Here is a 22,322-nt window from a genome sequence, read left to right as displayed (position 1 = left end):
AGTGCAGCAGGTCAAAAATTAACGCTTCAGCGTCCAGGCTTGTGACCAGCTTTGCAGGTTCTCGCCTTCCAGCATCCAGTCCTGGCGAATTTCCTGCTGCAGCCTGGCGCCCATTTGGGCACTCGCTGCGGGGTCCAGCAGATGCATATTGATGGCGTCCACCCAGTCTTTGTGGCGGTTCTTCACGCGCGTGACGGTTAAATCACCGCGATAACACGCCACATCACTGCAAATCACCGGAATGCCGCAGGCACCATATTCCATCAGGCGCAGATTACTTTTACAGGTGTTGAAAAAGTTATCTTCGACAGGCGCTAACGCCAGGTCGAGATTAAGCGAAGCCAGTTTGGCCGGATAACGCTCAATTTCTACACCGTGGTGATATTCATGAATAAAAGGCCGCAGCTTTGGCGGGCACATGCCAAAAAACACCCATTCCACGTCATTAGCAAAATGGCGCACCACATCGACAATCATTTCCAGATCGCCGGTATGACTGGAGCCCCCGGCCCAGCCAACGCGTGGTTTTTTCCCCTGATTGCGCAGCGACTGCAGCTTGCCCCACCAGTCATGCGAAAGACGGTTTTTACGCACCACAATATCGTGGTGCATATCCGCGAACGCTTCAGCTAAGGGTTCGGTGGATACGACAAAGCGATCCATATAACTCAGGCTGCGCCGCATCAATTTTTTAACATCGTTGCCAAACTGTGAGCGATGATGATTTTTGAGCGGAATATTCGGCAGGTAGTCGTCGAGCTCATAAATTTTGAACGCCTGCGTATGCTTACTGACTTTCTCCAGCCATTCATGGAACTCCGCGTCAATCCGGCGCTGGAAAATCAGGCTATCGGGCGCGAAGCGATTGAGCTCGGCAACATTTATCAGCGTGGAGGAGAGTTTGCCATCCACCAGGCCGGCCTCACGCATCGCCTCATAGGGCTTGATGATGCGATAGTAACCACAACCGGCAAAATCAGCCATGAAAGGCATAACCACCGGCAATGGCCGCCACGAAAGCGGACGCCATGTCAGTTCGCTGTCGGAGGACACGCTAAAGTTGATGTTATTGAGCGTCAGGTTGGGGTTATACGCCGGATCCTGGGTCACGATGGCCTGCCATTTCTGCAGCTGACGATCTTCCTCCTGGCTTCGACTCTGCGTGTCGATCGTCAGTTCAGGATTAACCTGCCGCAGCATACGCACGTACGGTGTCCAGACCGTCATCAACCCGGCTTCGCGCACGCGCAGACAGAAGTCGACATCGTCGAAATGCTGCAGCGTCTCATCCAGACCCTCAACGGCGCGAAACACCTCGGTACGCACCATCATCAGATCGCCTGACACCGCGCTGTAGTTCTGGTCGGCTTGCAAACGCGCCATGTGTCCCGCGGTTTCATGGCTCTCACCATAGAACGGCTCACCTACCAGGCCGTTAATCCCCAGCACATAACCGGCGTGGCGTACCTGGCCATTTGCGTAGATTTGCCGGGCGCCAACAATAGCGACTTCCGGACGTTGGGCATGGTTAAGCAGGTTTTCCAGCCAGCTGTTATCAAGCATGGCCAAATCGCTACTCAGCAGCAGCAGGTAATCGCCTCTGGCCACAGCGGCGGCGGCATTGACCATTCTGGCGCGATGAAAACCGCCCTCAATCTGCAATGTGCGAATGCGTGCCGGGTCGATCTCAGCGATACCGCGCAGCCATTCGTCCTGGGCGGCACTTCCGCCCTGAGCAGAAACCAGGAGCAATTCATAATTCTGTGAGGCGGTTTTTTCCATCAGCGAGGTGACGCAACTCACCAGGTTCGCGAGGTGATTACTCACCAGAACGATGATGGAAACCGGGGCCGACTGCGGGTGACCATAATGCAGCTGATAAACATTGTGTGGGCTCAGGCTGACTTCGGCCTGTGCGTAGCCGCGGTGCTGCAGGTGGGTGCGGATGAGGGCGCGCTCTTCATCCACCGGCTGTCGTAATGAAGCGGTCTGCACTAACGGCTCAGCCAGATGCCCAATCACATTAAAAGGCTGGCTTTCGATGGTGCGCAGAATCATGTCCAGTTCAAAACAGCCCGGCCAGTGCGTGGCAAAACCACCAGTCTGTTGCAAAAATTCGCGGCGGAACAGCCAGTGGCAGGCCATTCTCGATGGGTTACTGAGCAGCAGGTCAAGGTTAAAGTCAGGGCGGAAGGATGCGCCAACCGGACGGCCATTGACCGGATACACCTCATCGGCATAAATCAACTGGCAATGACCGACCTCGGGCAGCACCGTTCCCAGCGCCTGCAAACCTGAGGTATACAGCTGACTGCCGGCCCGTAATACTATCAGCCAGTCGAAATGTCCCTCTTTGGTCAGCGTGTTGAGCGCAGCGACTACCTGATTGTCGCGCACATCAATACGCTGCACAGAGGCAGGGATAAACGATTGATACGGTGTCGCCAGCACCACCGGCAGCAGGCTCAGACCGGCCACGGCGACATCCAGACTGGCCTGTGTCAGCAGCCACTCGGTGTCAGTCGCGTCGCGCACATCAATCACCACGGCAATACGTGCGACCGGCTGACTGGCAAGATGCTGTGCAATCAGCTGTTGTTCGATGGGCCGCAGCGTGCGTTGACGGAACCACTCGGCAAAATGGCTCTCTACCCGCGCATTCTGCAGCGCCGTTGTCAGGTCAAACGGCTGGAAGTCCTGCTGGCTGCGCAGCGTGGCGTGACGGATCCAGCCCTGCGGCAGCTGCTCATCATACCAGCCCAGTTTTTTGATCTCTTCCGGAAAGCGCTGGTGAGACTGACTGGCAATGTTGCCATCGAGGCGCGCTTCCTGACTGGTTTGCTCACGCGAGATACGAATCTGCGCCAGCACCTGCGGTAAATAGACCAGATGACCTTGACGTAACAAGCGCAGGTAAATCACCAGATCGGCAATGAACGGTAACCCTTCATCGATCAACGCATGCAGCTCGCGCGGCTCCTCCACCAGCTTGTGCAGCGCCGCGCTGCGCACTAATACGGCACTGGGTTCACCGATAAAGTTGTTCAGGAAATCAGCCTGCCAGCGGGCCATATCCTGACCATGAAAAATCGTGTCTTCTAATACCGGCGATACGCTGTAAATCTCGTCTGCCATCGCCTTACCGACGGAATCAATGCGATTACGTCTGGCTGTCGCCATCACCGCTTGGGGTACCTGCGACAGCGCCGTGACTAATTGCGACACGGCCTGCGGCAGAAGTACATCATCATCATAAAGGAATTTTACGTATTCGCCTTTGGCGCGACGTATTGCCTGACTGAGGTTGGCGATTTCGCCTAATGCGGGATGATGATGCTGGTAATAGATGGGAAATCTACTGTTTACCTGATACGCACTGACAATATCCTCGATTTTTGCATCAGGACAATCATCGCCAATGATGATTTCACAATGAGGGTAATCCTGTGCTAATGCACTTTTCAGCGCCAGTTCAAACCAGGTGGCTTTATAAGCAGGGATGATTATGCTTACCAGTGCGTTCGCGTTCATTGTCGGTTGTATCCTCAGCCTCGGCGATAACTCACGTCTGTGTGACGTCTCTTTCAGCTCAGAATACGCGGCGTGCCCGGAAACAATCGCGCCATTATCCAGTAAAAAAGCGGTTAATCCCGCCCATAAAAAAGGCCCCCAGTTGGGGGCCTGATCTGCGTATGAAAGAATTAACGCAGCAGAGACAGCATGGTCTGAGGCACCTGGTTGGCCTGCGCCAGCACCGAAGAACCCGCCTGCTGCAGGATCTGCGCGCGCGACATGTTCGACACTTCTGTCGCGTAGTCAGAATCCTGAATACGGCTGCGCGCAGCTGACAGGTTGTTCACGGTGTTGTTCAGGTTGGTGATGGTTGACTCAAAGCGGTTCTGTGAAGCACCCAGCAGGCTGCGCTGTGAGTCAACAGATTTGATGGCCGCATCGATGTCTGCCAGTGGCGTGGTGCCGGACGCTGCGCCAGACGCGCCGCCGGTGACTGCGCCTTTCAGCACGTCAAAACCAACGGCTTCAGTAGAGCGCGCGGTACCGTTAACGGTATCGCCTGAGGTCATCGCACGGGTGTTCAGTGCGGTGCCGCTGGTGCCCGCTTTCGCCAGGTTATAACCATCGCTGGAGCTGATGGTGATAGCGATGGTTTCGCCATCTTTTGAACCCACCTGGAAGCTGTAGTCGGTAGAGCCGGAACCGGTGTTCAGCACTTTGATGCCGTTGAAGTCGGTCTGCGACGTTACGCGGTTGATCTCTTCCATACGCTGGTTAACTTCAGCCTGGATGGAGTCGATGTCTGAGGCAGAGTTCGAGCTGTTCTGCGCCTGTACGGTCAGGTCACGTACACGCTGCAGGTTGTTGTTGATCTCGGACAGCGCGCCTTCAGCGGTCTGAGCCAGTGAGATACCGTCGTTGGCGTTACGGGCAGCAACGGTCAGGCCGTTGATGTTAGAGGTGAAGCGGTTAGCAATCGCCTGACCTGCAGCGTCATCTTTTGCGCTGTTAATACGCAGACCAGAAGAGAGACGCTCAATAGCGGTACCCAGAGAAGCCTGAGACTTGGACAGGTTGTTCTGAGTCGTCAGCGACAATGTGTTGGTATTAATCACTGCCATAGCAAGTTTCCTTTATTAAGAGAGATAATTCAGCCCTTCAGGCCTGCGGTTCAACACCGTATTAAAGTTATCGACAGGCTGCGCAAAAACTTCACTCTTTTTAATATTGATTTTGTCGTCTTTGCTGACAAAAAATAGATGTTAATAATCAGAAAATTAGCAACGCCGCTGTGGCTACTCTCTTCCGGAAATAAAAAAAAACGGAGCCAGCTGGCTCCGTTGAAGGCTGCGCGTTTGCGATTAACGCAGCAGAGACAGCATGGTCTGTGGCACCTGGTTGGCCTGCGCCAGCACCGAAGAACCTGCCTGCTGCAGGATCTGCGCGCGCGACATGTTCGACACTTCTGTCGCGTAGTCAGAATCCTGAATACGGCTGCGTGCAGCTGACAGGTTGTTCACGGTGTTGTTCAGGTTGGTGATGGTTGACTCAAAGCGGTTCTGTGAGGCACCCAGCAGGCTGCGCTGTGAATCGACGGCTTTGATAGCGGAGTCGATGTCTGCCAGAGGCGTGCTACCGGACGCTGCACCAGACGCGCCGCCGGTGACTGCGCCTTTCAGCACGTCAAAACCAACGGCTTCAGTAGAGCGCGCGGTACCGTTAACGGTATCGCCTGAGGTCATCGCACGGGTGTTCAGATCCGTACCGCTGGTGCCGGCTTTCGCCAGGTTGAATTTGTCGCTTGAGCTCAGGGTGATGGCGATGGTTTCGCCATCTTTCGCACCTACCTGGAAGCTGTAGTCGGTAGAGCCGGAACCGGTGTTCAGCACTTTGATGCCGTTGAAGTCGGTCTGCGACGTTACGCGGTTGATCTCTTCCATACGCTGGTTAACTTCAGCCTGGATGGAGTCGATGTCTGAGGCAGAGTTCGAGCTGTTCTGCGCCTGTACGGTCAGGTCACGCACACGCTGCAGGTTGTTGTTGATCTCGGACAGCGCGCCTTCAGCGGTCTGAGCCAGTGAGATACCGTCGTTGGCGTTACGGGCAGCAACGGTCAGGCCGTTGATGTTAGAGGTGAAGCGGTTAGCAATCGCCTGACCTGCAGCATCATCTTTGGCGCTGTTAATACGCAGACCAGAAGAGAGACGCTCAATAGCGGTACCCAGAGAAGCCTGTGACTTGGACAGGTTGTTCTGCGTGGTCAGCGACAAGGTGTTAGTGTTAATGACTGCCATGATGTTTATTCCTTAACTGATGATGAATTCAGGTCGAAAACCCGTGGCGTTCTCGCCGTCGCCAAAATTTATCGGCAGCCGCTGCGTAAGCTTTAATGATGATTTCATTAAAATTAAGCGGTAAGTAACGATCGAAGAAAATCTCAGCAGCAGAAATAAAAAAGGGCCCCATGCGGGGCCCGGTCTGTGCGCGAGAGAATTAACGCAGCAGAGACAGCATAGTCTGTGGCACCTGGTTGGCCTGTGCCAGCACAGAAGAACCTGCCTGCTGCAGGATCTGCGCGCGCGACATGTTCGACACTTCTGTCGCGTAGTCAGAATCCTGAATACGGCTGCGCGCAGCTGACAGGTTGTTCACGGTGTTGTTCAGGTTGGTGATGGTGGACTCAAAGCGGTTCTGTGAGGCACCCAGCAGGCTGCGCTGTGAGTCAACAGATTTGATGGCCGCATCGATGTCTGCCAGTGGCGTGGTACCAGAAGCTGCACCAGATGCACCACCGGTCACTTTACCTTTGAGTACGTCAAAGCCAACAGCTTCAGTTGAACGCGTGGTACCGTTAACGGTATCGCCGGAAGCCATTGCACGGGTGTTCAGATCCGTACCGCTGGTGCCGGCTTTCGCCAGGTTGTAACCATCGCTGGCGCTGATGGTGATAGCGATGGTTTCGCCGTCTTTTGAACCCACCTGGAAGCTGTAGTCGGTAGAGCCGGAACCGGTGTTCAGCACTTTGATGCCGTTGAAGTCGGTCTGCGACGTTACGCGGTTGATCTCTTCCATACGCTGGTTAACTTCAGCCTGGATGGAGTCGATGTCTGAAGCCGAGTTCGAGCTGTTCTGCGCCTGCACGGTCAGGTCACGCACACGCTGCAGGTTGTTGTTGATCTCGGACAGCGCGCCTTCAGCGGTCTGTGCCAGAGAGATACCGTCGTTGGCGTTACGGGCAGCAACGGTCAGGCCGTTGATGTTGGAGGTAAAGCGGTTAGCAATCGCCTGACCTGCAGCATCATCTTTGGCGCTGTTAATACGCAGACCAGAAGAGAGACGCTCAATAGCGGTACCCAGAGAAGCCTGTGACTTGGACAGGTTGTTTTGCGTGGTCAGCGACAATGTGTTGGTATTGATAACGGCCATGATAAATTCCTTGAGTCAATGAGTTGAGATTCTATCGGGCTTTTGGCCCGAGGCCATTCAGCTTGCTTTGGTTATCGTCGGTGCCTGAGAAAACCTTAGCTATTTTTTTAAACCCCGAAAACAGGCCCTTATCCCTTCTTTATTTGCCTCATTGTTTTTTTATATTTTGTCTAATATTTTTCCGCTCACTGCCGATACCCTCCTCAGTGATTATCCACCTATAAAGGATTACAACATGGCAAGTGTAAGTAACCTCAATGCTGGTAATAGCCTGGGTTTGAGCGATCTGTATGACCAGCTTGAAACGGCAGAAAAAGCCAACCTGACGCCAATTACAAATCAGCAAACCTCTTATAAAGCCAAGCTGACAGCATGGGGCGTCGTGCAAACGGCACTGGCGAAAGTCCAGACAGCTGCCGCTGCGCTCAAAGACACGTCTGCAATTGCCTCAACAAAAGTCAGTAGCACCAATACCGCGTTCACCGCCACGCTGGCCAATGATGCGGCGGCCGGTAACTTTTCGGTTGAAGTCACCCAACTGGCTAAAGCGCAGTCGCTGCTGTCGAAAAGCGCGACCAGTAAAGATGGCGATTTAGGCGATTCCAGCCTCGCCTCGCGCACCATCACCATTACGCAACCGGGTCAGAAAGACCCAATGACCATCACGCTGAGCAAAGATCAAACCAGCCTGACGGACATTAAAGATGCCATTAATAAACAGCAGGGCAGCGTTACCGCCAGTATCATCAAATCCGATGACAATACCTATTATCTGGCCCTGACCTCGCGTGATACCGGCACCACCAATGAGATGACAGTTTCTACCGATGACAGCGCCCTGGCGCAGTATATTGGTTTTACCAAAGGTGGCAGCAGCAATGGCATGACGGAGCAGGTAACCGCTGCCGACGCCAAACTGAGCATCAACGGCGTCGCCATCACCCGCAGCAGCAACACCATTACTGATGCGCCGGAAGGCGTCACGCTGAATCTGACCAAAACCAATACCGGCAGCCCGGAAACCTTATCCGTCACCAAGGATAATGCGCCGATGATCGCCGCAGTGCAGGCTTACGTTGACGCGTACAACTCGCTGCAGACCACCATCAGTAACCAGACCAAATATACCGCCGTGGATCAGGGCAGTACCTCGCAGGACTCCAGCAATGGCGATCTGTTAGGTGATGGCACGCTGCGTAACATTCAGACCAGCCTGCGCTCCAAGCTGTCCACCAGTGCCCAAAGCGGCGGCAGCATTTCCCTGCTGTCACAGATTGGCATTACCCAGGATGTAAATGGCAAGCTGACCGTCGACAGCACCAAACTGAACAAAGCGCTGGATGAAAAATCGGCGGATGTGGTCAGTTTCCTGTCCGGTGACGGCAAAACCACCGGCTTTGCGACGCAAACCAGTAACTATCTGGATCAGATTTTAGGCAGCAATGGCTCTGTACAGAATGCCACTGACGGCATCAATAAAACGCTGAAAAAACTGTCTGACGATTACGATCGGGTAAACGCACAGATTACCGCCACTATGGCGCGCTACAAGACCCAGTTCACGAACCTCAATACGCTGGTCTCATCCATGACCCAGACTCAGAACTATCTGACGCAGCAGTTCGCGAACATGAGCAGTTAACAGGAGTTAAATATGTACGCTAAATCGGGAACGCAGGCCTACGCACAGGTCGGTCTGGAAAGTGCCGTGTTAAGCGCCAGCCCACATCAGCTGGTGGTTTTACTGTTTGATGGCGCGCTCAGCGCCATGAAGAAAGCCACCATTCTGATGGATCAGGGCGACATTCCCGGTAAAGGCCAGGCGCTGTCGAAAGCCATTAATATCATTACTAATGGCTTACGCGCCGGGCTGAACCATGAAGCCGGTGGAGAGATTTCTGCCAATCTGGATAATCTTTACGAGTACATGACCCGCCGTCTGCTGGAAGCCAACCTGCACAACGATCCGGCAGCGATTGCGGAAGTCGAGCGCTTGCTGAGCAACATTGCCGACGCGTGGAAACAAATTGGTCCTCACGCCGTTCAGGAAGCGTAACCATGACTTCAGATAACGACCTGCTGCAGGGGTATCAGCGTTTGCTCAGCCTGAGTAATCAGATGTTGAAACAGGCGCGCCAGGGGCACTGGGATGATTTAGTGGCCAATGAGGCAGTTTACGTGAGCAGCGTTACGCACGTAGCGCGCGACCGCGATACCTCCGCCCTGCCTGCTGCGCTGCGTGTCCAGTTACGGCCCATGCTGAAGCAGGTGATGGACAATGAGCTTGAGATTAAGCAGTTGATGGCGACCCGCATGGAAGAACTGCGTTCGCTGGTCCAGCAAACCACGCAGCAACAGAAAGTCACCAACGCGTATGGTCGTTTTTCCAGTCAGGTGCTTTACCCCAGCGATTTATAATCCTCTCTGTCAGGGAGACGCTGTTCTCCCTGGATTCTTACCGCCCCGCCATGCTAAGCGTTTAATTACCCCCTTAAACTGAGCCTTATTACCGCCTTGAATGATGGCAACTGTGGCACATTTAACGCAGACCTTTTCAGCCTTGCCGGCTGCATTCTCTCTTTATAAGGCAACAACATGCTCGATATCGCGGATTTAAAAGTTTTTTTTCAGGAGCCTGAAATACAGCAGCTCATCGATGACACCTGGGATAAGGTCGGTGATGCTCTGGCACAGGCGCAGGCAGAATTACCGGCAGAACTGGCCATGGCGCGCCGTGAGCTCTCTTTCCATAGCCATGTAAAATGCCTGGGTTATCTTTGCTGGTTACTCGAGCATAATAATGTAGCGGGTGACATCATTGAAATCGGCGTGTGGAAAGGGAAATCGACGGCTTTCATGAATGAGATTTGCCAGCATAAACGTCGCATTATCAGCATCGATCCCATGGAGCTGGCAAATCAGGAAAGTGAGCTGCGCTTTTATCACGAAAAGCTGTTTCCCCAGGTTAATCTCATCCGTGGCTACTCTGAATTAAGTATTGAGCGGGTGCAGGCCCTTAATCCGCGTACCGTATTACTGCATATTGACGGCGGACACGAAGGCCGCCATGTATTGCTCGATTTCCTGTTATATTCGCCCACCCTGGTGCAAGGCGGCTTTATCGTCTTTGACGATTATCGCGATCACCAGTATTCACCGCAGGTCGGTCCTGCTGTGGATTTATTACGGGCGGGTGGCTATTTTAATGGGTTCGATGTGATTGGCAGTTTGCCCGGCTTTGAAAACAGCTATTTATTGCAGAAGCGATAACCGTTCCAGCCTGATGAAATGTCCTCTCCCGCAGTCGGGAGAGGAAGAAAAGCATTTCAGCTCTGTCCCTTATTTCTCTGCCGAGACCGGCCTGAGAATCTGCGGCTCAATATCCTGAATCACCGCATCGCCAGGGCGCTTTGCCACTTCGTCCAGCGCCTGCTGGCACTCGACGGTTGGGCGTTCCACTTTACGCAGCGTCAGGCCATCGTAGTGCAGCTCACCGTTCTCCAGCGAGAGCGGCATCACGCGCGCCTGACGGTTAACGTTAACCCAGTCATCATCCAGGCGCGTCAGCTTGCCTGGTTTGGCAATCACCCGCTGCCACTGGCGGCAGTCAAGGGTAGTGCCATCAGCGCTGACGATCAGGCTGGCCATAGCCTCGCTGCTGATCAGCTTGCTCTGCGGCCCCATCGTCTGCCAGTTACCCTGCAGTTCCAGCGGTGCCGGGGTTTTTACCGCTTCGTCATAACTGTTGATTTGCGCACAGCCGCTCAGCGCCAGCGCGGCCAGTACCATCCACTTTTTCATCTTCGGTCCCTACACTCGCATCAATGGCGGCTACGTTATAATGTTTTCCCGGCGTGACGCAAGGTATCTGCGGTGGAATCCCCCTTCTCTTTCTCCGGCGCCCTCAAGCTGTTCAACTCTTCGCCGATAACCTGATGTGAAGTCTAAAGCACCTGCACCCATAACAATATTGACGACTTACTCACCCTGGTTTCGGAGAACGCTGTTATGCGATTGACCCTTCGCGCACGTCTGGCTGCGATTGTCAGCCTGCTGTGCCTGTTACTGATTATTGCTGCCGTCTGGGGAATTATCGGCCTGCGCGCTGCCGATCAGCGCGCGCAAAATGCCTATCAGAACGAGCTGCTTCCGCTGCAATACTCCTCACGCCTGTACCGCATGGTGCAGGAGCAATCCGCTACCCTGTTCGATGCGCTGCGCTACTGGACCGACAGCAGTGAAGTGGAAAAACGCCTGGCGCGCATTGCGCAGTACGGTCAGCAAATCAACGCCGATCGCCATACCTGGCAGCAGCTGGCGTTTGATGCGCAGACCAAACCGCTGAGCCAGCGCTTCCTGACCCATCTCGACGGCTGGCAGGGTGCGCTGCATGAAGCCGGTGAGCTGCTGAAAGGCGGTAACCCGTCCGCCGCACTGGTGGTCATCGAAACCCGCCTGCGCAGCGGCAGCCAGTTGCTGCAGCAGGACATTGACCAGCTGGATGCGCTGATGCGGCAGCATGCGCAGACGGCCTGGCAGCAGGGCAACCGCGACTACCTGCTGGCACGCAATAGCCTGATCGCCATCCTGCTGTTGGGTCTGAGTCTGGCGCTGGTCTCCGGCTGGCTGCTGATCCGCTCGATTAACCGTTCCATCGCCCAGGCGCGCGAACTGGCGGATGCCATTGCCGGCGGCGAGCTCAATCACCGTATCGGTACGGTAACGCGCGATGAGATGGGTGAACTGATGCAGGCGCTGCTGCGCATGGATGTGCGGCTGGCGGAGATCGTGCGCGAGGTGGGCGAAAGTGCCCATGCACTGAGCGATGCGGCACGCCAGATGGCGGATGGCAACGACGACCTGTCGGAGCGCACCCACGCGCAGGCCAGTTCGCTGGAGCAGACTGCGGCCAGTATGGAGCAGATGACCGCCACGGTGAAACACAACGCGGACAACGCCGCGCAGGCCAATGAGCTGGCAAGCGATGTGCGCCATCAGGCCGAGCGCGGCAGCGGTGTACTGCGCGACGCGGTGAGTGCGATGGAGGAGATTGAATCCTCCAGCAAGCGCATCGCGGATATCAACCGCGTGATTGATGAAATCGCCTTCCAGACCAACCTGCTGGCACTGAATGCGGCGGTAGAAGCGGCGCGCGCCGGGGAACAGGGACGCGGCTTCGCGGTAGTGGCGTCAGAGGTGCGACAGCTGGCGCAGCGTTCGGCCGGTGCCGCACAGGAGATCAAGGCGCTGATCGATGCCAGCGTAGGTAAAGTCGAAGCCGGCAGCGCGCTGGTGCAGCGATCTGGCGAGATGCTCAACGACATCAATCACGGCGTGGCGCGCATGGTGGATATCGTTGGCGAGATCGCTGTGGCCAGCCGCCAGCAATCCAGCGGCATTGAGCAGGTGAACACCGCAGTAATCCAGATGGACGGTGCCACCCAGCAGAATGCATCGCTGGTGCAGCAGGCCAGCGCGGCCAGCCAGACGGTGAGCCAGCATGCCGGTTTGCTGGTGGAAAAAATGGCGTTCTTCCGCCTGCAGCAGCCATAAGGAGCCGCCATGAAGCGTACCATAATCGCGCTGCTGGCCGCGCTGCCGCTGCTCAGCCAGGCCGCCACCACGCTCAATATCGCCACCATTGCCAATGGTGACATGACTATCATGCAGCAGCTGTCGAGCCGTTACGAACAGCAGCATCCGGACGTGAAACTACAATGGCACGTGATGGATGATGGCGCCCTGCGCCAGGCGGTGCTGGCAGCCATGAACAGCGGTGACGCAAAATTTGATGTGATTACCGTGGGTACCTATGAAGCGCCGCTGTGGGGTAAAAAAGGCTGGCTGGCGCCGCTCAATAACCTGCCGCCAGAGTATGACAGCGACGATCTGCTGACGCCGGTGCGCAAAGCACTGTCCTGGCAGCAAACGCTGTACGCGCTACCGTTTTACGGGGAAAGCAGCATGACCTATTACCGCAAAGATCTGTTTGCGGCGAAAGGGCTGACCATGCCGGACGATCCCGACTGGACCGACATCAAAAATTTCGCGGCGAAACTCACCGATCCTCAGCACGGTATCTATGGCCTGTGCCTGCGCGGCCAGCCCGGCTGGGGCGATAACGTGGCCCTGCTCACCACCATGGCCAACGCCTATGGTGCGCAGTGGTTTGACGATCGCTGGCAGCCGACGCTAAATTCGCCAGAGTGGCGTGAGGTATTGACCGATTATCTGGCGATGGTGAAACAGGACGGTCCGCCGGATACGGCCAGCAATAGCTTTGGCCAGATCCTGCGTCTTACCGCACAGGGAAAATGCGCGATGTGGATCGACAGTACCGTCGCCGCCGGGCTGCTGATTAACCCGCAGATTTCGCTGGTAGCGGACAAGCTGGCGTTTGCGCCGGCACCGGGCGGCATTACGCGCAACGGCTCGCACTGGCTGTGGTCGTGGGCGCTGGCGGTACCGGCTAACTCACCGCAGCGCGCCGCCGCCGTGGACTTCATCAGCTGGGCGACCTCGCGGCAGTATATTCAGCAGGTCGCGGATACCGTCGGCTGGGGAGCGGTGCCACCCGGCAGCCGCAACTCCACCTACCAGCAGCCAAACTACCAACGCCTGGCGCCTTACGCCGCTCAGGTGCGCAGCGCGATTGAATCCGCCACCGTCGATCAACCGACATTGAACACCGTACCTTACACCGGTGTGCAGTACGTCAGTATTGCTGGCTTTGATCAGATGGGTAACGCCGTCGGGCAGAATCTGGCGGCGCTGCTGCAGGGCAAGCTGACGGTGGACCAAACGCTGGAAAAAAATCAGCAGGACGTGACGCGCCTGCAGGTCGCACAGCAGTAAACATTCGGGGTTCCTGACAAGTCGCCGTGTGCGGGTTACACTAACGCGCAATTTGACCGGCAGGAACCCCCGAATGAAAACCCCTGAAGAGTATTACGCCCTGGCTCGCAGCCTGTTTTTCACCGCCCACCCTGATTTTCAGTCCGCGCTGGATGAACTGAGTGAGAGTGATGCGCGCGCCGCCAATATGTCCCTGCGTGAACTGCGCGCGTGGCACGCCGAGCGCATCTATGCCGCGTTTCTGCGTCAGAAGAAGCTCGACGGCATTCTGTTCTCCATCCAGCTGGCGGAACCGGATAAAGCAGTTGCTGCACAAGCGATTGAAACCTATCTGAAATCTCACGCGGAAGCGTTAGGTATGACGTGGGAAGAGTTCTGTATTAAGAACGAGTTATAAGCGATGCACTGATAAAAAGGCGATCGGAGAGAAATTTCCGGGGAAAAAGTTGTACAAGATGGGAAAAGTTGTATAACTTAATACTCACGACGACTGTCGTCGATTGTCCTTGAACGAAAGGTGCTATTGCACCGCCTCTGGAGGTGTTGCTGGATTTCCACCTCCAGAGGTTCGATTTTTTGCGTAGGCCCTCTGCTTTTGCCCGCTTTGTTCCCCTGTCGTTGCAACTTTACTCCGCGCTGTTTCACCCGTATGAAAATAATTGCCGCCATGCCGCTTGTCACTGGTTTTATTTACAGTAATATGACGCTCCCACTTTGATTACTGGAATGCCCTGATGTTTGTGGAGCTGATTTACGACAAGCGCAACGTAGCCGGTTTACCGGGCGCGCGCGAAATGATTTTGCAGGAGCTGGAGAAACGCGTGCAGCGCGTCTTTCCGGATCTGGAGGTGCGGGTTAAGCCGATGGAGCGTAACGCCATCGAAACCGATATGAGTAAAAACGACAAGGCGACGATTGCGCGTATTGTTGAAGAGATGTTCGATGAAGCCGAGATGTGGCTGGTGGCCGATTAGGCCACCAGCTGTCGCGCTTAGCTTTCCTGCTCGCTGTGATTGATGGCGATTTCCAGATCCTGAATCGCCTGATCGATATCATCCAGCAGCTGTCCCTGCTTGTTGATCAGCGCATCGAAACGCGTGGCGTACTCTTTATCCTTATACTCCCCGGCATCAAAGGCCAGCCAGTGGCTGGAAAGCGTCTCAGTGTTGGTCTGCGCATAGTGACGCATCTCTTTTAGCTGTGAGGTGACATCACGCAGGTAGTCAGTTTTGGTTTTGATTGCCTCTGTATCACTCATGCTATTTTCCTTTTTGCTGATAAAGCCAGTTAAAATAACGCCTGAGCAATTAAAGTTAGCAGATAATAGCGAAGCCGCCTGCAGAATTATCTTAACTTAGTCTCCATTCGTGGCTGATTGCGATGAATTGACGTCAGATTTAGCGCTTTTCTTTCGCTACAGACTGTTGCCTTCGCACCTATAATGGCACCCCAGCCCCGATCATCCGGAGAATGCACTGTGTCGACTGAACCTTTCAATCCTGGTTATTACACCGAACATGAGCTGAACAGTTTCGGCTTTAAACACGTCGGCAGACAGGTCATGGTGGCAAAAAACTGCACCATTATTGGCCTGCACAATATCACCCTTGGCGATCACGTGCGCATCGACGGATTCTCGACCCTCGTGGCTGCCGGCGATGGGTATCTGACGCTTGGCTCCTACATTCATATTGGCGGTTACTGCGCCGTACTGGCGGGTGCCGGTGTGGAAATGGCGGATTTCTCGGGGCTTTCGCAGGGCGTAAAAATCTACTCGAAAAGTGATGACTACAGTGGGGAATTCATGACCAATCCCACCGTGCCTGCCCACCTGACCGGCGTCACCTCGGGGAAAGTGGTGCTGGGCCGACATGTTATCGTCGGTTCGCAATCCATTATTATGCCAGGCCTTAGGCTGGCAGAGGGAACGGCGGTAGGCGCCAATTCACTGATAACGCGCGATACCGAAGCGTGGTCGATCTACTTCGGCTCGCCCGCTAAAAAGATTAATAGCCGGCAGCGAAATCCGCTGGAACTGGAAAGGCAGATCACGCGACCGAACGGGTGATCAGGGCATCCCTGCCCGTCTGAATTACAGATACTTCTTCGCCAGCGCAATCAGTTCATCCTTTGCGGCGCTGCCCAGCTTCAGCACGCCCTGTTCAACAAAGCTGAAAGCCTGGACAAAGTCCTTCACCCCGGCGCTGATATCCTGCGCCACCGCATCACTGGCGGCAGTAGCAGTAACTGGCGCGTCGGGGACAGCAACCGGTGCGGCGGCCTGCGCGTTGCGCACGCCAGGCGTGGCGGCCGCTGAGGCGCCTGCGCTGGCCGAGCCGTTCGCCAGCGTATCCTGCGTTGCCAGCTGCTGATCGAGATCGACCGGAGCATCCGCATGAAACGGTTGCTCAGCGCTGGCTGGCGCTGCCGGTTGCGCGGCTGGCGTTGCGGCTGCCGGCGGCGTTGCTGGCTGGGCAACGCTGTCAGCTGCGCTGTCAGCGGCAGCTGGCGCGCTGGCCGTTTCGTTGGCAAAACTCTCCAGCGGTGACAATTCCTGTTGCGCCGCAGCGCTGGTTGGGTTGATGACAGTTTGATCGCTCATAATTTTCTCCTTATTGCTAAATAAAGACCGCAGTTGATGCAAACGGACTGCGATCCGCTCGGTAATACGCATCAGGTCCTCCTTAGCGCCGCTGCTGTGGCGCGGTTTGCTGCCCGGCCGGCGGCGTGGAGGGCGTTGTGGTGTGGCTGGCGCTGCGCGGCGGCTGAGCATCCAGCTTTTTCTGCAGCTCAACCAGCTGGCTGGTCAGTTCGGCGACCTTTGCTTCGCGTCGATCGGAGATCGCCCGGTACTGCTGGCGAATCTCCTCCACGCGCCGGTTGGCGTCGTTATTGACGTAAAGAAACAAAATGGTCATCGCCACACACAGCAGCGATAACAGCATCAGCAGGCCACCCAGCATCAGATGACGGCGGTGGCTTCGCACCAGCAGTTCACTGTTTATCTGCACCATCGCGGTTCTCCTCCAGAGTGGTGATCAATTGATTAATCTGGCTGCGAAACTTATCGCTGTGCTCGGCTTCGGTGGTCGCCAGCAGGATACCGAGTGCGTTCTTAATCAAACGCAGATCGGTCTCCAGCGATGAGATACGCCGCAGGTTTTTGTCGTGACGGATACGCAGTTCATCGTTTTCCTGGCGCATCAGCGCATGGCTCTCCTTGAGAAGCAGCACCTGCTCTTTGTAGCTGGTGATGATCTCGCCGCCCGCGCGATTGCTGGTAACGATTGACGCGATCCCCGCCATCAGGGGTTTCCAGAACACCGCTGCCGCGCCACCGCCAAGCAGCAGTGCGCCTACGCTGGTGACCAAACTACTCTCCATGCCCTACCTCTCTCACCTGGCGAGGGTTAGCCGGACACCCCGCTGACCTCCCTCGCCAGTATCACGGCCAGCGGCATATTTAAGTTTACTTTAAATAATGATTTTAAGTATACTTAAGTCAAGCCTGGAGGAGTTGTCAAGATGATGAAAAAAGAATCTGGTGGTGAGCGCATTCGCCAGCGCCGTAAGGCACTGAAATTAACGCAGCAGGCGCTGGCCAATGGCATTGGCGTGTCGCACGTTGCGGTTTCGCAGTGGGAGAAAGAAGAGACGGTGCCGCGCGGTGAGCATCTGCTGCGGCTGGCGGAGTTGCTGCAGTGTAGCGCGGCGTGGATTATTGATGGCGACGGCCAGCCGTTTGCCAGTACGCACGCTTCCCCCGCTCTCACTGCCGTGCCGCTGGTCACGCTGGTGCAGGCCGCGGACTGGCTGAATGAGCAGCGACTGCAGTGGCAGCAGGAGGCTGTCCGCTTTCTTTACAGTGACGAAGCGCTGAGCGACAGTGCGCTGGCGGTTACGCTGGAAGATGACGCCATGAACCCGGCGTATCGCGCCGGCGACCGGTTGATTTTTGATCCGCAACGCGTGCCCCAGCCGGGCGATGTGGTGCTGGCGCGGGTTGACGACGTCGCGATGGTGCGAATTATTCGGATGCACGACGAGCAAATTTTCTCGTTACGGCCGCTGAACGAAGATTTTCCCGTGCAGCAGAGTCAGAAAAGTTCGCTGGAACTGATTGGCACGCTGGTGGAAATGCGGCGGCGCGGCAGCCGCTGAAGCAGCAAAAAACCCGCCACGCGGCGGGTCAAATCCAACAAAAGACTACGGCAAAAATCACAACGTGTCGGTGAGATGATCGACGATCACCCTTCCCTCGGGATCGGTTTGCGTTATACGGTAACTAACGCGATAAGAGCGACGGTTACTCAGTTTATCGAACAGCGCCACGCTGCCCTTTTGCTCACCGTTGGCACCGACAATGTGCCATTCGGTGACATCTTCCTGTCCACGGTTATGCAGGCGTAACAAGCTCTGCTCAACTAAACGATCGTTTTCATCAATCTTCAAATAATCACGCAACATCTTTATCACCTCCGGTTAACCCGGCTAACGATACGCTTTTCATTTATCCTTTCAATCGAATTTATTTATCGTCAACCTCGCTGAACAGCGGTTGAGTAAAAATTCCACCTGACGTGCCCTGCCAGCCGCTTCGGTTAAGTGGAATTTAATAAAATAGTTAACGATTACGCGTCTCAGCGCTGGACAGATCCTGCCGTCTGGCTGTTAATGTAAGGCAAAATAACGATAGCGCCGGACAATCTCATGCTGACTACCATCCTTTACCGCAGCCACCTCTATGATCACGTTCCCATCAAAACGCTGGAGGATATGGTTGGCAAAGCCAATAAGAAAAACGAAGTTTCAGATGTCACCGGCATTCTGTTATTTGATGGACGGCATTTCTTCCAGCTGCTTGAAGGGCCCGATCAGGCCGTTCAGGGCATTTACGACCGTATCTGCCGCGACGCCCGCCATCACAATCTGGTGGAACTGATGCATGACTTCGCGCCAGCCCGGCGCTTTGGTAACGTCGGAATGGAGCTGTTTGACCTGCGCGAGCACGACAAATCCAGCGTACTGCAGGCGGTGCTGGATAAAGGCACGTCGCGTTACCAGCTGACCTATGACGACCGTGCACTGCAGTTCCTGCGCACCTTCGTTGAGGCGCGGGAAAAAGAGAACTATTTCGAGATCCCGCCGGCGAATACCTGGGAATTTATTACTGATGCGGAAAGCCAGCGTCAGCTGGAGAGTCTGCAACACTATGTACAGGATTGCCGGTTTGCGTTTCAGCCGATTGTTGATCCCTTCTCGCGGCGTATTACGGCCTATGAAGCGCTGATTCGCACGCCGGACGGCGGTTCACCTCAGGAATACTTCTCTGCGTTTGGCGGTGATGCGATTTACCACGCCGATATTCAGTCCAAGAGTCTGGCCTTCAACCTGGCGAAAAATCTCGGCCTCGGCGAGCAGACGCTGACCATCAATCTGCTGCCGATGTCGCTGGTCACCGTCCCGAATGCGGTGGATTTCCTGCTACAGGAAATCGCGGCCAACGGTCTGGTACCGGAGCAGATCGTGGTGGAAGTGACGGAGAATGAAATCATCTCGCGTGCTGAAGAATTTACGGCAGAAGTAAGAAAACTTAAGGCGGCCGGTATCAGCCTGGCGCTGGATGACTTTGGTGCCGGGTTTGCGGGGTTGTCGCTGCTGTCTAAATTCCAGCCGGATAAGATCAAAATCGATCGGGAAATCATCAGTGACGTGCACAAAAGCGGCCCAAAACAGGCGATTGTGCATGCCATTATTAAGTGCTGCGCTTCGCTGGAGATCGCGGTGATTGCTGAAGGCGTGGAGAAAGCAGAGGAGTGGATGTGGCTGGAAGCGGTCGGTGTCAGTCAATTCCAGGGCTATCTGTTTGCCCGCCCACAGTTTAATGGTTTCCCGGCAGTAGCCTGGCCGGAGATTAAGTAACCGGCAAAGCTGACCGCCGTAACGGCGGTCACAGGCTTAACACTCAGTCTCACGCGCCGGTTCTTCCAGCCGTTCACTCAGCACTACGTACTTCATCATCTCAAAGGTACGCTGCGTCATTGGCACCGCGCTGCACGGGCGAAACCAGCCAAACTGCTTCTGGTACAGCCACACTTCCGGATAGCGCTCGCCATCTTTAATCCAGTAATAACCATCATTCATAGGTTTGCCCAGCGGCCTGCGCCGCGAATCAGACATTCATGCGTGCCCGATAAAGTGATACGCCCTCTGGCGTAATGAGTAACCCTGCTTGCATGAAAGCTTACTCCAGCTAAATACTGTAGCAGAGAATAGAGGCAATTGTGCATTTCACGCTGGGCTTATTCAGGCAGGAAACGAGACGCGAAGAGAATAAATGCCCCTAAGCTAAGGGGCGAAACAAACAGGCAACTAAACGTCCGTGTTTCGGCAATGGAGTGGAGTACGACAGACACAGGTTTCAGGAAGCGATATCGTCAGGCGTGCGCTGAACAATAAGTTCCAGTGCCTGGCGATAAATATCCAGCTGAACCACGTCATGTTCAGACTCTAATCGCTCCAGCAGCGCCAGAATAATATCTTTATTGCTCACGCGCAGTTTCACCGCCGCCAGCTGTTTGTAAATCAGCGCGATGATCTCTTTTTCACTGGCATATTCTGAGCCGGCGTGCTGAAAATATTCTGACAATTGAGACTCTGTTGACGCCAATGCATTCTGTTCCATAACAAGCCTCATCGGGTGAGCTGCAGTGCAAACTGCAGTGATTAATCGGTTACTCAGGTTAAATTTTTGAATCAGCACAGGTAAAAAAGCAGCCTCTGAAAGTGGAAATCCACAACACCTTCAGAGGCGATGCAAAGCATCATTCGTTACGTGTGACTGACTGCCACAAGCGAGAAGTTATACAAAGATGGAAAACTTGTACAATAATTTTGTTAGCATTTCGTGTGGTCAGAGGAGATTTGCACAATAATTTCGCCATTCTCTTCAACAATAAATCACCATTTTCGCAGGAAAAATCATGCAGTTAACCTGAATAAAATATCAGGCGCTGTGCTAAGCCTCTCTTTCTGCTCAACAAAATTTTTTTCTCCCCTCGCTGACTCGCTCACTTCTATACAGCCCCCATAAACTTGTACAACTTTGCAAAACTGTACAATTTAGCCGTTCTGCGTGTAGAGTGTGAAAACGATTACGGCCGCCAGAAACGGCCAGCGATCAGCTAAAATTCATCACAACAAAACCCCTGCTGGAGAGAAAGATGAAACAACACGAAACCAACAAGGAGCGTAAAAACGAGGGCGAGGTACACAAGGGTTTACCGGAAGCCGCGCCGCATGCAGGTAATGCTTATGAGGAAGATGATCATCCAGCCCAGGATGACGCTCGTGAGCACGGCGAAATCCCGCGTACACGCGATGACAGTCAGGATGACAAAAAAGATCCTTATCAGGATCAGTAAAATACCTTCGATGATATCTGGACCGACCCACCGGATGTTATTTTCGTGGCCGCTGACTGCTGGCGTTAATAAGCGAAGCGGCAACCGAGATTGATCATTGAGTTTAATTAAGACATTATTTTGCGGAAATTAGAGAAGGCGTGCCTTCATTCATTTCTGGAGAGCACTGATGGATACGGGTTTTTACTGGGTAGGCAGCAGCACAACTGAGCCTGAGGTATGGTACTGGGATGCTGGACGCGGTTTTTATCGCCCGATGGAGCCGATACCGCTTTCTCTGCCTCGTTTTAAATCTGCCGGTTTTAAACTTCTCAGTGGCAAACTGATGCCACCGGAAGAGGTGCAATCTGCTTAGGTTTTCGTCTGCAGGTGAGAATATTGTCAGTTACGCTGTTAAGCGCAGCGTAGCTGAACTATATTCCTGTGAGGAGGACATGATAATGCAGGAAGGATTTTATTGGGTGCAGCGCGGCGCAGAACAGCCAGAAGTCTGGTTTTTCTCAACCAGTGGAGAAGGTGCCTGGTTTGAACCCACCAAAAACGATGCCATCAGCAAGCAACGCTTCGCTGAACAGGGCTACAGGACGATCAGCGAGAAATTGTCACTATCCTGACCCTGACGAAACCGCCTCTTTCAGGCGGTTTTTTATTGCGCGCCGCTAAACCTGCATGCTCATAATCTCGCTGTAGGCATTGACCAGCTTGTTACGCACCTGAATCCCCATCTGCATCGAAATCGACGATTTCTGCAGATCGACCATCACATCATTCAACTGGATGCCCGGTTTACCCAGCTCAAAATCCTGCGCCTGACTGCGCGCAGCGGTCTGGGTGGCGCTGATTTTATCCAGCGCGGCTTTCATGGTGGCACCAAAATCGAGCTGACTGGCGGACTCGGTCGGTTTGCCACTGGCCTGCAGTGACGTCAGCTGCAGCTGCTGCAGTACGCCATCTATTGCCTGAATTGACATTGCCTGTACCTCATAGATGAAGGGTTCTTTTTTTCACGGAGGAAAAGTTAACACACTGTCAATAGGACAAAGGCGCTAAATGACTGCAAAAAACCCGGCTTATCCAGCCATCGAAGTGACACGATTCATCAAA

General features: G+C 54.6%; 27 protein-coding genes. 14 read left to right on the top strand and 13 right to left on the bottom strand.

All coding sequences use genetic code 11. From position 1 onward, the window contains the following. Positions 1-18: 18 nt before the first annotated feature. The 4 genes from AC6I79_RS08035 to AC6I79_RS08020 form a co-directional block, all read right to left on the bottom strand. Positions 19-3,531 carry a glycosyltransferase gene (locus AC6I79_RS08035; protein ID WP_498027677.1) on the bottom strand — a complete coding sequence of 1,171 codons (3,513 nt, stop codon included), beginning with the start codon at positions 3,529-3,531 and terminating at the stop codon, positions 19-21. A gap of 170 nt (positions 3,532-3,701) precedes the next feature. Further along, positions 3,702-4,634 carry a flagellin N-terminal helical domain-containing protein gene (locus AC6I79_RS08030; protein WP_058757414.1) on the bottom strand — a complete coding sequence of 311 codons (933 nt, stop codon included), beginning with the start codon at positions 4,632-4,634 and terminating at the stop codon, positions 3,702-3,704. 240 nt (positions 4,635-4,874) lie between these two features. Continuing rightward, positions 4,875-5,807 (bottom strand): flagellin N-terminal helical domain-containing protein, encoded by a 933-nt coding sequence (locus AC6I79_RS08025; RefSeq protein ID WP_021509892.1) that lies wholly within the window; start codon positions 5,805-5,807, stop codon positions 4,875-4,877. 199 nt (positions 5,808-6,006) lie between these two features. Next, complete coding sequence (locus AC6I79_RS08020; protein WP_058771164.1) at positions 6,007-6,939, bottom strand: flagellin N-terminal helical domain-containing protein; 933 nt, start codon at positions 6,937-6,939, stop codon at positions 6,007-6,009. A gap of 235 nt (positions 6,940-7,174) precedes the next feature. Between AC6I79_RS08020 and fliD the strand changes: the two genes are divergently transcribed. The 4 genes from fliD (at position 7,175) to AC6I79_RS08000 (ending at position 10,209) form a co-directional block, all read left to right on the top strand. Beyond that, positions 7,175-8,581 (top strand): flagellar filament capping protein FliD, encoded by a 1,407-nt coding sequence (gene fliD / locus AC6I79_RS08015; protein WP_238561862.1) that lies wholly within the window; start codon positions 7,175-7,177, stop codon positions 8,579-8,581. Positions 8,582-8,593: 12 nt separating this feature from the next. Continuing rightward, a complete protein-coding gene (gene fliS / locus AC6I79_RS08010; protein ID WP_021509889.1) occupies positions 8,594-8,995 on the top strand; it encodes a flagellar export chaperone FliS in 402 nt (133 codons plus the stop codon). 2 nt (positions 8,996-8,997) lie between these two features. Further along, on the top strand, positions 8,998-9,357 hold the full coding sequence (gene fliT / locus AC6I79_RS08005; protein WP_088516921.1) for a flagella biosynthesis regulatory protein FliT: 360 nt from the start codon (positions 8,998-9,000) through the stop codon (positions 9,355-9,357). 177 nt (positions 9,358-9,534) lie between these two features. Continuing rightward, a complete protein-coding gene (locus AC6I79_RS08000; protein ID WP_058757411.1) occupies positions 9,535-10,209 on the top strand; it encodes a class I SAM-dependent methyltransferase in 675 nt (224 codons plus the stop codon). A 69-nt stretch (positions 10,210-10,278) separates the two neighbouring features. On the opposite strand, the gene yedD is transcribed toward AC6I79_RS08000, so the two are convergent. After that, the gene (gene yedD, locus AC6I79_RS07995) at positions 10,279-10,740 is read right to left on the bottom strand and encodes a lipoprotein YedD (protein WP_159377220.1); all 462 of its coding nucleotides are present in this window, start codon (positions 10,738-10,740) and stop codon (positions 10,279-10,281) included. Positions 10,741-10,947: 207 nt separating this feature from the next. Between yedD and AC6I79_RS07990 the strand changes: the two genes are divergently transcribed. The 4 genes from AC6I79_RS07990 to AC6I79_RS07975 all read left to right on the top strand — a co-directional run bounded on the left by AC6I79_RS07990 (position 10,948) and on the right by AC6I79_RS07975 (position 14,768). Next, positions 10,948-12,492 carry a methyl-accepting chemotaxis protein gene (locus tag AC6I79_RS07990; protein WP_058771162.1) on the top strand — a complete coding sequence of 515 codons (1,545 nt, stop codon included), beginning with the start codon at positions 10,948-10,950 and terminating at the stop codon, positions 12,490-12,492. A 9-nt stretch (positions 12,493-12,501) separates the two neighbouring features. Beyond that, positions 12,502-13,794, top strand: coding sequence for an ABC transporter substrate-binding protein (locus AC6I79_RS07985; RefSeq protein ID WP_150361555.1), 1,293 nt, complete (start codon positions 12,502-12,504; stop codon positions 13,792-13,794). 73 nt (positions 13,795-13,867) lie between these two features. Further along, a complete protein-coding gene (locus AC6I79_RS07980; RefSeq protein WP_058776037.1) occupies positions 13,868-14,191 on the top strand; it encodes a DUF6388 family protein in 324 nt (107 codons plus the stop codon). A gap of 337 nt (positions 14,192-14,528) precedes the next feature. Next, positions 14,529-14,768 carry a DinI-like family protein gene (locus tag AC6I79_RS07975; RefSeq protein ID WP_021509882.1) on the top strand — a complete coding sequence of 80 codons (240 nt, stop codon included), beginning with the start codon at positions 14,529-14,531 and terminating at the stop codon, positions 14,766-14,768. Between the two features lie 17 nt (positions 14,769-14,785). Here AC6I79_RS07975 and AC6I79_RS07970 read toward each other — a convergent pair whose 3' ends face one another. Next, positions 14,786-15,052: a hypothetical protein gene (locus AC6I79_RS07970; RefSeq protein ID WP_021509881.1), complete on the bottom strand. Its 267-nt coding sequence runs from the start codon at positions 15,050-15,052 to the stop codon at positions 14,786-14,788. Between the two features lie 219 nt (positions 15,053-15,271). Between AC6I79_RS07970 and AC6I79_RS07965 the strand changes: the two genes are divergently transcribed. Continuing rightward, positions 15,272-15,862, top strand: a complete 591-nt coding sequence (locus AC6I79_RS07965; protein WP_233210692.1) for an acyltransferase — start codon at positions 15,272-15,274, stop codon at positions 15,860-15,862. Between the two features lie 24 nt (positions 15,863-15,886). Here the strand turns inward: AC6I79_RS07965 and AC6I79_RS07960 are convergent, their stop codons facing one another. The 3 genes from AC6I79_RS07960 to AC6I79_RS07950 all read right to left on the bottom strand — a co-directional run bounded on the left by AC6I79_RS07960 (position 15,887) and on the right by AC6I79_RS07950 (position 17,178). Beyond that, on the bottom strand, positions 15,887-16,396 hold the full coding sequence (locus tag AC6I79_RS07960) for a hypothetical protein (RefSeq protein ID WP_059009610.1): 510 nt from the start codon (positions 16,394-16,396) through the stop codon (positions 15,887-15,889). Between the two features lie 82 nt (positions 16,397-16,478). Continuing rightward, a complete protein-coding gene (locus AC6I79_RS07955; protein WP_104093185.1) occupies positions 16,479-16,808 on the bottom strand; it encodes a hypothetical protein in 330 nt (109 codons plus the stop codon). Then, positions 16,789-17,178 carry a hypothetical protein gene (locus tag AC6I79_RS07950; protein WP_031280179.1) on the bottom strand — a complete coding sequence of 130 codons (390 nt, stop codon included), beginning with the start codon at positions 17,176-17,178 and terminating at the stop codon, positions 16,789-16,791. The genes AC6I79_RS07955 and AC6I79_RS07950 overlap by 20 nt, the downstream gene beginning before the upstream one ends. A 141-nt stretch (positions 17,179-17,319) precedes the next feature. Here AC6I79_RS07950 and AC6I79_RS07945 point away from each other — a divergent pair, with 141 nt between their 5' ends. Further along, positions 17,320-17,955: a S24 family peptidase gene (locus AC6I79_RS07945; protein WP_394516092.1), complete on the top strand. Its 636-nt coding sequence runs from the start codon at positions 17,320-17,322 to the stop codon at positions 17,953-17,955. A gap of 57 nt (positions 17,956-18,012) precedes the next feature. On the opposite strand, the gene AC6I79_RS07940 is transcribed toward AC6I79_RS07945, so the two are convergent. Continuing rightward, on the bottom strand, positions 18,013-18,261 hold the full coding sequence (locus AC6I79_RS07940; RefSeq protein WP_241798962.1) for a hypothetical protein: 249 nt from the start codon (positions 18,259-18,261) through the stop codon (positions 18,013-18,015). A 243-nt stretch (positions 18,262-18,504) separates the two neighbouring features. Here AC6I79_RS07940 and AC6I79_RS07935 point away from each other — a divergent pair, with 243 nt between their 5' ends. After that, the gene (locus AC6I79_RS07935) at positions 18,505-19,716 is read left to right on the top strand and encodes a diguanylate phosphodiesterase (protein ID WP_058757401.1); all 1,212 of its coding nucleotides are present in this window, start codon (positions 18,505-18,507) and stop codon (positions 19,714-19,716) included. Positions 19,717-19,752: 36 nt separating this feature from the next. Here AC6I79_RS07935 and AC6I79_RS07930 read toward each other — a convergent pair whose 3' ends face one another. Continuing rightward, a complete protein-coding gene (locus AC6I79_RS07930) occupies positions 19,753-19,938 on the bottom strand; it encodes a hypothetical protein (protein WP_104188855.1) in 186 nt (61 codons plus the stop codon). A 277-nt stretch (positions 19,939-20,215) separates the two neighbouring features. Next, the gene (locus tag AC6I79_RS07925; protein WP_318249596.1) at positions 20,216-20,557 is read right to left on the bottom strand and encodes a biofilm/acid-resistance regulator YmgB/AriR; all 342 of its coding nucleotides are present in this window, start codon (positions 20,555-20,557) and stop codon (positions 20,216-20,218) included. 460 nt (positions 20,558-21,017) lie between these two features. Here AC6I79_RS07925 and AC6I79_RS07920 point away from each other — a divergent pair, with 460 nt between their 5' ends. The 3 genes from AC6I79_RS07920 (at position 21,018) to AC6I79_RS07910 (ending at position 21,832) form a co-directional block, all read left to right on the top strand. After that, the gene (locus AC6I79_RS07920) at positions 21,018-21,218 is read left to right on the top strand and encodes a hypothetical protein (RefSeq protein WP_021312831.1); all 201 of its coding nucleotides are present in this window, start codon (positions 21,018-21,020) and stop codon (positions 21,216-21,218) included. Between the two features lie 169 nt (positions 21,219-21,387). Then, positions 21,388-21,573, top strand: a complete 186-nt coding sequence (locus tag AC6I79_RS07915) for a hypothetical protein (RefSeq protein ID WP_058785645.1) — start codon at positions 21,388-21,390, stop codon at positions 21,571-21,573. 85 nt (positions 21,574-21,658) lie between these two features. Continuing rightward, the gene (locus AC6I79_RS07910) at positions 21,659-21,832 is read left to right on the top strand and encodes a hypothetical protein (RefSeq protein ID WP_193718010.1); all 174 of its coding nucleotides are present in this window, start codon (positions 21,659-21,661) and stop codon (positions 21,830-21,832) included. Positions 21,833-21,877: 45 nt separating this feature from the next. Here AC6I79_RS07910 and fliE read toward each other — a convergent pair whose 3' ends face one another. Further along, positions 21,878-22,189 carry a flagellar hook-basal body complex protein FliE gene (gene fliE / locus AC6I79_RS07905; RefSeq protein WP_021509871.1) on the bottom strand — a complete coding sequence of 104 codons (312 nt, stop codon included), beginning with the start codon at positions 22,187-22,189 and terminating at the stop codon, positions 21,878-21,880. Between the last annotated feature and the right edge of the window lie 133 nt (positions 22,190-22,322).

The sequence above is a fragment of the gamma proteobacterium symbiont of Scutellera amethystina genome, assembly GCF_059730845.1.
Note: the sequence above shows the minus strand (reverse complement) of the source record. Positions and strands in the feature narration are given on the sequence as shown.